General features: G+C 37.2%; 8 protein-coding genes and 1 riboswitch. Of the genes, 7 read left to right on the plus strand and 1 reads right to left on the minus strand.

Translation table 11 applies throughout. The annotated features are described in order from the left end of the window. The first annotated feature begins 15 nt into the window (after nucleotides 1–15). Nucleotides 16–1,092, plus strand: coding sequence for an undecaprenyldiphospho-muramoylpentapeptide beta-N-acetylglucosaminyltransferase (locus tag ACIQXI_RS05485; protein ID WP_402922369.1), 1,077 nt, complete (start codon nucleotides 16–18; stop codon nucleotides 1,090–1,092). 54 nt (nucleotides 1,093–1,146) lie between these two features. Here ACIQXI_RS05485 and ACIQXI_RS05490 read toward each other — a convergent pair whose 3' ends face one another. Beyond that, nucleotides 1,147–1,695 carry a GNAT family N-acetyltransferase gene (locus ACIQXI_RS05490; RefSeq protein ID WP_402922371.1) on the minus strand — a complete coding sequence of 183 codons (549 nt, stop codon included), beginning with the start codon at nucleotides 1,693–1,695 and terminating at the stop codon, nucleotides 1,147–1,149. Nucleotides 1,696–2,244: 549 nt separating this feature from the next. Between ACIQXI_RS05490 and ACIQXI_RS05495 the strand changes: the two genes are divergently transcribed. The 6 genes from ACIQXI_RS05495 to ACIQXI_RS05520 all read left to right on the plus strand — a co-directional run bounded on the left by ACIQXI_RS05495 (nucleotide 2,245) and on the right by ACIQXI_RS05520 (nucleotide 12,362). Beyond that, a complete protein-coding gene (locus ACIQXI_RS05495) occupies nucleotides 2,245–4,272 on the plus strand; it encodes a diguanylate cyclase domain-containing protein (RefSeq protein ID WP_402922373.1) in 2,028 nt (675 codons plus the stop codon). Between the two features lie 110 nt (nucleotides 4,273–4,382). After that, complete coding sequence (locus ACIQXI_RS05500) at nucleotides 4,383–5,060, plus strand: response regulator transcription factor (protein WP_402925673.1); 678 nt, start codon at nucleotides 4,383–4,385, stop codon at nucleotides 5,058–5,060. Continuing rightward, nucleotides 5,057–6,448 carry a HAMP domain-containing sensor histidine kinase gene (locus ACIQXI_RS05505; RefSeq protein WP_402922375.1) on the plus strand — a complete coding sequence of 464 codons (1,392 nt, stop codon included), beginning with the start codon at nucleotides 5,057–5,059 and terminating at the stop codon, nucleotides 6,446–6,448. The genes ACIQXI_RS05500 and ACIQXI_RS05505 overlap by 4 nt, the downstream gene beginning before the upstream one ends. Before the next feature lie 233 nt (nucleotides 6,449–6,681). Further along, nucleotides 6,682–9,504 (plus strand): 2-oxoglutarate dehydrogenase E1 component, encoded by a 2,823-nt coding sequence (locus ACIQXI_RS05510; protein WP_402922377.1) that lies wholly within the window; start codon nucleotides 6,682–6,684, stop codon nucleotides 9,502–9,504. 90 nt (nucleotides 9,505–9,594) lie between these two features. Then, nucleotides 9,595–10,836 (plus strand): 2-oxoglutarate dehydrogenase complex dihydrolipoyllysine-residue succinyltransferase, encoded by a 1,242-nt coding sequence (gene odhB, locus ACIQXI_RS05515; RefSeq protein ID WP_402922379.1) that lies wholly within the window; start codon nucleotides 9,595–9,597, stop codon nucleotides 10,834–10,836. Between the two features lie 366 nt (nucleotides 10,837–11,202). Then, nucleotides 11,203–11,388, plus strand: a riboswitch (Lysine riboswitch). A 119-nt stretch (nucleotides 11,389–11,507) separates the two neighbouring features. Next, nucleotides 11,508–12,362: a transporter substrate-binding domain-containing protein gene (locus ACIQXI_RS05520; protein ID WP_402922381.1), complete on the plus strand. Its 855-nt coding sequence runs from the start codon at nucleotides 11,508–11,510 to the stop codon at nucleotides 12,360–12,362. Nucleotides 12,363–12,408 lie beyond the last annotated feature (46 nt).

The following is a 12,408-nucleotide window of genomic DNA, read 5'->3' on the forward strand; positions in this document are numbered from 1 at the left end:
AATAGGAGAATTAATGTGAAACAACAAACAATCATTTTAACCGGTGGTGGGACAGCAGGCCATGTATCACTTAACCAAGCGATATTACCTTCTTTACTTGAACTAGGTTATGATGTCCACTATATTGGTTCAGAGCAAGGTATTGAAAAAGAATTAATAGGCGAGGCATTTCCTAACGTTCCGTTCTATGGAATAGCGAGTGGAAAATTGCGTCGTTATTTCTCTATGAAAAACTTTACAGATCCTTTTAAAGTGCTTGCCGGACTTATGCAAGCGTTTAGAATTATAAAAAAGGTGAAGCCAGAAGTTATTTTTTCAAAAGGCGGATTTGTCTCTGTACCTGTTGTGATGGCAGCTAAATTAGCAGGCATTCCAGTCGTTATCCATGAATCTGACGTCACGCCAGGTTTAGCAAATAAAATTGCGCTACCGTTTGCTTCTCATATCTTTACGATTTTTGAAGAGACGCTACAGCACTTGCCAAAGGAAAAGGCAACTTGCACAGGTTCCATCATTCGCCAAGAATTATTTAATGGTAATAAAACAAAAGGCCTTGCTTTTTGTGACTTTACTGCTTCAAAACCTGTTCTTTTAGTGATGGGCGGAAGTCTAGGATCGGTTGTGTTAAATGATGCATTACGCCAAAATTTACCTGAATTACTGCAAACTTTTCAAATAATACATCTCTGTGGGAAAGGCAATAAAGAGGCAAGTTTACAGTCTTTGAAAGGCTATAAACAATTCGACTATGTGACAACGGAATTGCCAGATTTATTGCATGCAGCAGATTTTGTCGTTTCACGTGCAGGTTCCAATTCCATTTTTGAATTTTTAGCCCTTCGTAAGCCGATGCTGTTAATTCCTTTATCAGCACAAAAAAGTCGTGGAGATCAAATTTTAAACGCTAATTTATTTAAAAAACAAGGATATGCTGAAGTGTTACAAGAAGAAGAATTGACGAAGGAATCGTTTATGAAATCGGTGTATACATTGACAGAACGTAAAGCTGAAATGATACAAACGATGGAAAAAACGCAAAGACCGAAAACACCAGATGAAATGGCGAAGTTAATATTACAATATAAAAAATAAAAGCTATGTGCACTGTTTGGCTAAACAGTGCACATAGCTTTTTGAATTATTACATTACATCGCTTGTTCTTCGCCTTCTTGTGTTTGATTGGCCGTTGTTAAATAGAACAAGTCTCGTGGAATTTTGTATAAATGAAATTGTGCCTCGCCACTGTTCACTTGTGCTAATAAGGTAGGGTGACTTTCATTCGCAGAAACCACATAAGGTAGTTTTAATGCGGCACGTTGTGATTTAGCATTTTCAACTCGAATACGGAGGAAAACCGTATGGAAATTATATTCGAAAAACAACTCGTTCAAAAAAAGCATTTTAGCCTTTTGGTTGTAACCTTGCCCTTGATAAGGGAATCCTATCCACGTTCCGAGGAAGCCTGCACCATCTTCAACATCATGAATGCTTATGGTGCCGATGGGTTGACCCCAATCATCGGTAATTGTCCTAGAAATAGCGAGCCCTCTCGCTTCTTCTTCGATTAGTTGCTTGGTCATAAACCAGTATTCATCCGCCGATTTGGCTTTTTGACGGACGAAGGGAAAAACAGATGGATGCGATAATAGCTCATAAAGCTCTGTACATTCATGTAGGTCTCGATGTTTAAGCATACGAAACGCCTCCTTTACAAGGGTAGTTAAAACAATTCCGTTAAAACATAAGAATAAAACTAAAATTCGTACTGGAATTAAAAACCCAAAGAACTAGACGTTATAACTATGTTATCCATAATCTCCCGCAGTCTTACTGATTTTGCGACCATACCGAAAAATGGCTAGTTTTATTAATATAATATAACAAGTCTACTGCTTCGTGCAATCAATTTACTCTTTAAAACAAAAATTAACTATAATTGTCAGTTAATTCTGAAAATGAACCCAAGATATTTATAACTACAATTGATAGATATGAATAGAAAGTCTATATTAGTTATATATTACATGAAAATGATGAAATTAGTGTATTTCCATAGTAATGTTTTCCTTTTATTAACGTGAAATTTTATCAATTTTTACGCCAAAAAAGATATAATCTTTCTTAAAACAAGAAAGTTAAACGATTGTAATTATGTTATAATACTAGTGTAATTTTTTGTTTTCTTCATCAATACATTTATAACGAATTCATATATATGTGACTTTATTATGGGGAGTGACATCATGGAATATCTTTTAAGCGAAAAATTTTTCAATGAATTATTTATTGGAGAAGATTTCGTCTATTTAATGAAAAAAGTTGGAGACGATTATCAATATGTTCGCTTAAATCAAGCTGCCCAAGTATTGTTATCCAAAAATGCCGTAGGAAAATTGTTATCTGCTGTGACTTCTAGTCGGAATTTTGTTATTATTCAAGAAAATTACCATCGAGCAATTGCACTGCATCAACAAATTGATTATGTGGATTATGCCTATGTTAAATCTGAAGTTCGAAAATATGAGACATCTGTCCGCCCGATTAAAGACGGAGATGAATACTATGTTTTAGCTATTACAAAAGAAATTTTATACGACAGAAGTATTGAAGATAAATTTTTATTTATGCGATCTATGTTTGATCATGCCTTTTTTTCAACAGTTATTTTGTCTGCTGAGGGTACTATATACGAAGTCAATTCAAGCTTTATGGAAGATTTTAATTTAGATAATGAGAAGGTAAAACATCAACAATTTATTGATTTACCAATCATACCTAAAGAAGAAATGGCAAAAATACAACATTATTTGCAAAGAGCTGCAATAGGCGAGAATATTGGTGAAAAGCTCATTAAGCTTCATACTTTGGATAAGAAGGAACGCATGTATTTAATATCGCTTTCTCCTGTCATGCAGGGAGATAATTCCTTTGCTATTTTTCTTATCATGCAAGATTTTACGCAAGTTGCAGAACAAAAGGCTGCATTGCGTTCAACATCACATGGTTTGGAAGTATTTAAAGCTGCACTAAATTCCGCTACCTCCATTGCTATTTTGGATGTGGAAGGCAAAATTGTCGAAGTGAATGATTTGTTTTTAAATGCTTCAGGATTTACAGCTAGTGAGCTTATTGGGCAACCTTATAATCTTATCGAGCCGAGGAATAACAAAGAAAGTGTTTTTCAAAAGATTAATAAAACCCTTTTATTAGGAGAGGTTTGGCGAGGTGAACTATGCTATCGCACCAAATATCATGCAGACTATTGGGTAGAGGCAGCCATCGTGCCATTGAAAAATGAATTTGGCAAAGTGGAACAATATTTATCCATTAACTATGATATTACGGACAAGAAAAGAATGTTAACGGAATTAAAAAATATTGAGCGGACATTTCGATTAATTACCGAAAATACAAATGATTTAATTGTCATTCTTAACGAGGATGGCATCATTATTTATGCGTCACCGTCTTATAAGGTGTATTTAGGCTATGAAATAGTTGGATTACAAGGTCAGTTTTACAGCAATATTGTTGATGATCAAAGTAAACCAGCATGGCAAGCGTTTCTTAATGATTTTTCAGCTAAGTCGGATACGCAATTTGAACTTTTATTGAAAGCAAAAGATGGAACACCAGTTTGGACTGAAGGAAATGTGACCGTTGTTCATGATACGGAACGCGAAACAATTTCACAAATAATCATGGTTTCACGTGAAATTACCCATCGAAAAGAACGAGAAAATGATTTGCTCTATCTTGCTTACCACGATAGCCTTACGCAACTCCCGAATCGTAGGTATCTATTAAAAGAATTCCCTAAAATTATGTCGGATGCACATGCAAAAGACACCTGTATTGCCATGCTTTATATTGATGGAGACGATTTTAAAGACGTTAATGATCAATATGGCCATGATATGGGAGATGATTTTATCCGCAAATTTGGCCATGTTCTCATTTCATCGGTTCGGAGTCATGATTTAGTTATCCGCATGGGTGGCGATGAGTTTATCATTATTTTAACTGGCTTAACCCGTAATCCAGATGATAGACATACGCAAATGATGCATATTATCCATCGTATTCGCGAAGGTTTAAAAAAGGGATGGACGATTGAAAATCATTTTTTTGCCCCGACTGCATCCATGGGCGTCGCCTATTACCCTGATCATGCAACAACACTGGAATCGCTAATGGATTTAGCGGACCAAGCATTATATAAAGCGAAAGAATGTGGAAAAAATCATTTATTTATCACGACACCACATTAATAAAAGTCTGTACAAACGAGTATTTACTTGTAGTACAGGCTTTTTATTTGGTGTTATGCGCATGCTATAATTGTGAAGGAGTTTTAATATTGAAAATAGAAGGTGAACAAATGCCGAAAAAAATACTGTTAGTAGAAGATGAAAAACATATTGCCCGATTTGTAGAGCTTGAATTACAGCATGAAGGCTACGATGTAACCGTGGCATTTGATGGGCGAGAAGGGCTAGCCTTAGCGACAAGTGAACATTATGATGTTCTATTATTAGATGTAATGCTACCAAGTATCAATGGTATTGAAATTTGCCGCAGGGTACGTACACAGTCTCAAGTGCCTATTATTTTACTTACTGCAAGAGATGCAGTAATGGACCGGGTTGCTGGATTGGATGGTGGGGCGGATGATTACATAGTGAAACCTTTTGCCATCGAAGAATTACTGGCACGAATACGTACTATATTACGCCGTGTGGAGCCGCAAGAAAAACGAGGCGGGCATACGTTGCGATTTCGAGACATTGAAATCGATATTGATGCGTATGAGGTATTGGTTCAAGGCGACAGACTGGACCTGACAAAAACCGAATATGATTTACTTAAGTTATTAATGGAACATAAAAATAGAGTTTGTACTCGGGAATTGATTTTAACGACCGTTTGGGGATATGACGCAGATATCGAGACAAATGTAGTGGACGTATATATCCGCCATTTGCGGACGAAACTACCAGGTGACTCGAATGCGTATATTGAGACAGTACGTGGAGTAGGATACGTGATGCGAGAATGAGAAAAATAAAAGATTATATCAGTAATTTATCTTTACAAAGAAAATGGATGCTAACATCTAGTGCTGTAATTTTTATTAGCTATGCCATTATTTGTATCGTCGTCTATGTTTCATTGCATACTTGGCTTCTAAATGATGAAGGAAGTAAAGTGAAACGAACTAGAGATGACGTTGTCTCTTTTTTAGAGTCGCAAGGTCCGAATATTTCAATCCAACAAATTCAACAAAACACAGGTTTATTAAAATCCATCGTCGATCGCGATCAAACTGTAAGACTATTTAATAATGATGGGATTGAAATATTACGAATTAATAATGCGTCACAGGCAGCACCGCTATCATCATCATCGATGGGTGAAATTGTCCAAATGACAGTTGACAAAAAGGATGCCTATGTTGTCAATGAACCGTTACAGCTCGGCTTTTTCCAAGTGTATATTCAAGTAATCCATCCGTTAGCAAGATTTGAATCTTTAATGCACTATTTATTGACTGCCATGCTTATCGCAGGAGTTGGCGCACTGTTGCTTTCTGGCTCCATCGGTTATTATTTAGCGAATTATTTAACTAAGCCTCTTCATGCATTACGTGCATCAATGAAAACAGTAATGGACCAAGGCTTTAATGAACCAATTCAACTAACCTATACATCTCATGATGAGATTGGAGACTTACTAAAAATGTATAATGCCATGATGAATGAACTCCAAATTTCATTTGCTCAACAACAACAATTTGTCGCTGATGCATCGCATGAACTGCGGACACCCATTCAAGCAATAGAGGGCCACCTTTCATTATTGAAGCGTTGGGGTAAAGATGATCCGGCTATTTTGGAAGAGTCTATAGAGACGTCGCTAACAGAAATTACACGCATGCGGAAAATGATTGAAGAGTTACTAGAACTAGCACGTCGGGAAGAGAAAGATGAATTAAGTGAAGCAAATCCTATAGAAGTCATTGATAGCGTCATAGAAGAAATGGCGTTAGTATATCCAAAGGCGAAAATTACGCTGTCGAAAAAAGAAGAAATAGGGGCGGTTTTCATAACCTTTAATGCATTAAGTCAAATCATTCGCAATATCGTGGAAAATGCAATTCGTTATTGTGAAAAAGTTCCTGAAGTGAATATTACTTTATCCAAAAAAGAGCACGAGGTGGAAATTCAAATAGCAGACAACGGCATTGGTATTGCTGAAAACAATCTCCCATATATTTTTGACCGTTTTTACCGTGTTGATGAAGCGAGAAATCGTCAAATTGGCGGGACTGGCTTAGGGCTAAGTATCACGAAAATGTTACTTGAAAAATACAATGCATCGGTAGAAGTCAAGAGCGAAGAAAATGTTGGAACCGTTTTCTTGTTGAAATTACCGCTGAAATATTAAGAAAAAACCGCTGTTTATTTAAGTTTTTTAGCCTTCGGGAAAAAAATTGCTTAATTTGCTAAAAAGTGTTGTATTTTTTGTGAAGAGTAGTAAGATTGAGATGGAAAAAACGTTCTTTAAATTATGGATAAGTTGTGTCGAACATCCTTTTAATGAACGGGATAATATTATATAATTAATTGTAATTTAATTAATGGAACCTGCCGAAAGGCAAAATTTGGAGGTCATTTTTCATGTCGAACAACGTTACAACTGTAAGTTCTCCATGGTCAGCTTTCTCTGGTCCTAACTTAGGATATGTGATGGAGCAATACGACTTATTCTTACAGTCTCCTGAAGAAGTAGAACCGGAGTTAGTATCATTATTCCAACAATTTGGTGCACCAGTAGAAGTAGAAGGTGATATAGCTGTAGTAAGTGGTTCAGCAGCTCCTGCTGGCGATTTTAAAAAGATTTTGGCCGCTGTTAAATTAGCTGATACAATTCGTAATCAAGGTCATTTAGCAGCAGATATCTATCCTTTAAAAAATCGTGCACTTCAAACTGCTCAAATTGAAGAAAGTGCATTCAACTTAAGTCCTGCGGATTTAGCAGAAATACCTGCTGCAATCTTCTTCAAAGATGTGCCAGCGGGCGTGAAAAATGGTAAGGATGCAATTGACTATTTAAAATCTGTATATACAGATAAAGTAGCTTTTGAATACGGGCATGTTGTAGCAACTGAAGAACGCGAATGGATTCAAGCACAAATTGAATCTGGTTCTTTAAAACAAGCGCTAACTTCAGATGAGAAAAAAGCGTTATTAGATCGTTTAACACGTGTTGAAAATTTTGAAAAATTCATTCATAAAACATTTGTTGGTCAAAAGCGTTTCTCAGGTGAAGGTTTAGATACTCAAATCGTCCTTTTTGATGAAATTTTAAAAACTGTAGAAGCAAAAAATGTAGAAAATGTACGTATTGGTATGGCGCACCGTGGCCGTCTAAATGTACTAACTCATATTTTAAACAAACCATATGACATGATGTTCTCTGACTTTGCACATGTATCAAACGACTTATTTATGCCAGAACATGGTCGTCTTGAAATTACAAAAGGCTGGACTGGCGATGTGAAATACCATATGGGTGCTTCATATACGCGAGAATCAGGCATGAATGTCAAACTAGCTTATAACCCTTCTCACTTAGAAGTAGGTAATCCAGTTGTTTTAGGTACGACTCGTGCAACACAAGATGATACTTCAAAACCAGGGCAAGCTGTGCATAACCCAGCAAAAGGTTTAGGTATTCTTGTGCATGGTGATGCGGCCTTCCCAGGACAAGGAATTGTAACAGAAGTGTTAAACTATGCCAAAACTGAAGGTTTCTCTACTGGTGGGACAATTCATATTATTGCCAATAATATGATTGGCTTCACAACGGAGCTACAAGACTCACGTTCATCTGTTTATTCTTCTGATCCAGCAAAAGGCTACGAAGTTCCAGTTGTTCATGTCAATGCAGATTGCCCTGAAGCTGTTAGTCAAGTAGGTCGTTTTGCAGCGAACTACCGTCAAAAATTCGGTAAAGATATTATTGTTGACTTAATTGGTTACCGTCGACATGGTCATAATGAAACAGATGACCCAACTGTAACGAATCCAGAAACTTACAAACTTGTGGCGAAACATGATACGATTCGTACATTATATGGCGCTCAATTAGTAGCTGAAGGCTTAGTTACTGCAGATCAAGTTTCAGCACTTGATTCAGCTATATATGCAGAAATGCAAGCTGCTTACGACCATGTTAAAGAGATGGCTGATAAAGATGAACACAAACACTTAGAAATGCCTGAAGAATTAAAAATCAATTTCCCACAAATTGATACTGCTGTAGGTGTCGACCGTTTAGAAACAATTAATGAAGAATTATTAGTGTTTGAACAAAACTTTGAGCCACAAAAGAAATTAGGCAAAATTTTAGAAAAACGTCGTGATGCCTTTGTATCTGGAAAAATTGATTGGGGCCATGCTGAAACATTAGCTTATGCCACTATTATCCAAGACGGTACACCGGTGCGATTTACTGGTCAAGATGCACAACGTGGTACATTCTCACAACGTCATTTAGTGTTACATGACAAAAATAATGGCAATGTATTTACACCACTTCACCATATCTCTGGTGCAAGCGCTTCATTTACAGTACACAACTCGCCATTAACTGAAGCAGGGGTTGTTGGCTTTGAATACGGTTACAATCTAGAAAAAGGCAATGTTTTAACTGTTTGGGAAGCACAATTTGGTGACTTTGCGAACATGGCTCAAGTGATGTTTGATAACTTTATTTCAGGCGCACGTGCTAAATGGGGTCAAAAATCAGGTTTTGTTATTCTTCTACCACACGGTTATGAAGGTCAAGGTCCTGAGCACTCTTCAAGCCGTATGGAACGTTACTTACAAATGTCTGCTGAAAATAACTGGTTTGTTGCGAACTGCTCGAATGCAGGTAACTACTACCACTTATTACGCCGTCAAGCAGCAATGTTAGAAACTGAAGGGGTACGTCCATTAGTAGTTGTATCACCAAAATCTTTACTTCGTCATCCATTAGCTGCAGCAAATGCTGAGCAATTAGCAAATGGCTCATTCCAAGAAGTAATTGAGCAACCAGGACTAGGTACAAAAACAGAATCTGTTGAACGTATTGTATTAGGTACAGGTAAAGTAATGATTGACTTAGCTGACCGCGTTAAAGATGGAGAGGGCTTCGATCACTTACACATCGTTCGTGTAGAGCAACTTTACCCATTCCCAACTGCGCAAGTAGCTGATATTATTGCTAAGTATCCAAATGTTAAAGAAGTTGTTTGGGTACAAGAAGAACCTAAAAACCAAGGTACTTGGAATTACGCATTAGAAACTTTACATGAACTATCTGAAGGTAAAAAACTTCGTTATGTAGGTCGTCCTGCAATGAGCTCAACTTCAGAAGGTGATGCGGATTCTCATAAAGCAGCGCAAACAGCTCTAATTGAAGAAGCAGTTGCTGAAACGGTAAAAGTTAAATAAATCTATCATTATTACTGGAAGCTGGGCTACTTGCCTGAGGTGGTAGCCCTTTATGTGCATCATGCACGTTAATCAAAGGAGGAAATGAAAGTGGCTGAAATTAAAGTCCCTGAATTAGCAGAATCGATTACAGAAGGTAGTATTGCACAATGGGTTAAAAAAGTGGGCGACCGCGTGGAAAAAGGTGAATTCATCGTTGAACTTGAGACAGATAAAGTAAATGCTGAAATCATTTCTGAAGAAGCTGGCGTTTTAACACAAATTTTAGCTGAAGAAGGCGATACTGTTCTTGTAGGTCAAGTAATTGCAGTTGTAGAAGCTGGCGAAGGCGCTGCAGCAGCACCAGCAGCGGCAGCACCAGTGGAAGCAACTTCAGCTCCTGTAGCGGCTCAAGCTGTAGCAGCTCCAACACCAGCAGCACCAGTTGTAGAAGAAACTTCTGGCGAGCGTGTCATTGCTTCACCAGCAGCGCGCAAACTTGCTCGTGAAAAAGGCATTGATTTAGCAGCGGTATCTCCAGTAGATCCACAAGGACGTGTACGTGTACAAGATGTTGCAGCTCACGGTACAGCACCAGCAGCACCAAAAGCACAAGCAACACCAGCACCACAAGCAGTCGTTGCTGTTGACGATTCACGTGTGACAGTAGAAAAAATGAGCCGTCGTCGTCAAACAATTGCTAAACGTCTTTTAGAAGTAAAACAATCAACTGCAATGCTGACAACTTTCAATGAAGTAGATATGACAAACGTTATGGCATTACGTTCACGTAAAAAAGATCAGTTCTTTGAGTCAACTGGCTCTAAACTTGGTTTCATGTCATTCTTCACAAAAGCTGTTGTTGCGGCACTTAAAAAGTATCCTTACGTAAATGCTCAAATCGTTGGTGATGAAATTCACTTAAATAACTTCTTTGATATTGGTGTAGCTGTATCAACTGAAGAAGGTTTAGTAGTACCAGTTGTACGTGATGCTGATCGTAAAAACTTTGCTGAAATTGAAGATTCAATTGCTGACTTAGCGAAAAAAGCACGCGATAAAAAATTAGGATTAGCTGATCTTCAAGGTGGCTCATTCACAATTACAAATGGTGGCGTATTCGGTTCATTAATGTCAACACCTATTATGAACGGTACACAAGCCGCAATTTTAGGTATGCACTCAATTAAAAAACGTCCAGTAGAAGTGAATGGTGAAGTAGAAATTCGCCCTATGATGTACTTAGCACTATCTTACGACCACCGTATTATTGATGGTAAAGATTCTGTTGGCTTCCTTAAAACAGTGAAAGAATTACTTGAAAATCCAGAAGATTTATTATTAAATTCTTAATTCTATAAATTATCTATTCAAACCCTGCGAGCATAACTGTTTTGCAGGGTTTTTTCCGATGCGATTACTGGCCAAAAAAATGTATGGTGAAAGCTAATTGACTTAATGGTACTAAAGTATACTATATTCCACTATATACGAATCATAAGTATTAGCATAAATGCTTTTTATCATAATATTTTATGCATTATTGCTATCCATTCAGCACCGTGAATGCTTTAATTCTCAAGGAAATAGTCGTATGGAGGCAAGGTATTTACCTAATGTTGTCATTAGTCAGAAAAATGATAAAACTATCTTGACGAATATGCTAGCTTTATAGTAATATCTATTTATCAATTAAATAAACAAACCTCACTTTTGTAGTTGTGAGGTAGAGGCGCGGTATTTATTAGTCCATTGCTGAGTATAAGCAAGCGAAGACGTAATGGAGAAGGAAATATCGCCGAAGTATAAAAGGAGCTCGTACTTTTATGCTGGGTCTGCAGTGAATAAGTGCAGGACTGTCCTAGTAAATCTAATTCCAGTTTACTAGGTTGTGCTATCTCGGAAACATGGAAATTATAGTGAGGATTTGGGCAACTGTCAATTAAAGGTAAGACCTAAGTTCACAACTTAGGTCTTTTTTTGTACAGTTGCTTTATTTTTTTTACAGAAAAGGGGAGTTTTAGATGAAAAGAAAATGGTTGCTATTTATGTTAACGGCAATGACAGCAATTTTGCTAGCGGCTTGTGGTGCTGGCGACAAAAAAGAGAACAACACAGCTGGCGATGCTGTGAGTGAAGAAACAGGTGGAGAATTCCGCATCGGTATGGAGGCAGGCTATCCACCGTTTAACTGGACGCAGCAAGATGATGCAAATGGTGCAGTGAAAATTGCCGATAATGCAGAGTATGCAGGCGGTTACGATGTACAAATGGCAAAAAAAATCGCTGATGGATTAGGGAAAAAATTAGTCATTGTTAAATTGGAATGGGACGGTTTAGTGCCAGCACTACAGTCGAAAAAAATCGATGCAATTGTAGCAGGGATGTCTCCAACAGAAGAACGTAAACAAACAATTGATTTCACAGAAAACTACTATACTTCTGATTTTGTTATGGTGATTCAAAAAGGTAGCAAATTTGAAAATGCTAAATCAATTCAAGATTTCTCAGATGCAAAAGTAACATCACAGTTAAATACATCTAACTATAATGTGATTGATCAAATTAAAGGTGTAAAGAAGCAAACAGCGATGGAAAACTTCGCTGCAATGCGTGTAGCGCTAGAAGCTGGAAAAATTGATGGCTATGTAGCAGAACGTCCAGAAGGAATTTCTGCCGCTGCAGCAAACGATAAATTCACATTTGTATCATTTGAAGAAGGATTTGATACAGATATTTCAAATACATCGATTGCAGTAGGTTTACGTAAAGGTGATGCAAGTTTAGATAAAATTAATGAAATCTTAAAAGGCATTTCCGAAGATGATCGTCAAAAAATTATGGAAGAAGCAATTTTACAACAACCGGCAGCGCAGTAAGATAGAGGAGCTGTCTTAATGCGAAAGAATAGTATACTGATAATTT

The sequence above is a fragment of the Lysinibacillus sp. NPDC097195 genome, assembly GCF_044762075.1.
In the GTDB taxonomy this organism is placed as follows: Bacteria; Bacillota; Bacilli; order Bacillales_A; family Planococcaceae; genus Lysinibacillus.

What these genes read in the sequence shown, in the direction of transcription:
- ACIQXI_RS05490 (WP_402922371.1), bottom strand. Translation starts at nt 1,695, where the DNA reads ATGCTTAAACATCGAGACCTACATGAATGTACAGAGCTTTATGAGCTA.
- ACIQXI_RS05495 (WP_402922373.1), top strand. Translation starts at nt 2,245, where the DNA reads ATGGAATATCTTTTAAGCGAAAAATTTTTCAATGAATTATTTATTGGA.
- ACIQXI_RS05500 (WP_402925673.1), top strand. Translation starts at nt 4,383, where the DNA reads ATGCCGAAAAAAATACTGTTAGTAGAAGATGAAAAACATATTGCCCGA.
- ACIQXI_RS05505 (WP_402922375.1), top strand. Translation starts at nt 5,057, where the DNA reads ATGAGAAAAATAAAAGATTATATCAGTAATTTATCTTTACAAAGAAAA.
- ACIQXI_RS05510 (WP_402922377.1), top strand. Translation starts at nt 6,682, where the DNA reads ATGTCGAACAACGTTACAACTGTAAGTTCTCCATGGTCAGCTTTCTCT.
- ACIQXI_RS05520 (WP_402922381.1), top strand. Translation starts at nt 11,508, where the DNA reads ATGAAAAGAAAATGGTTGCTATTTATGTTAACGGCAATGACAGCAATT.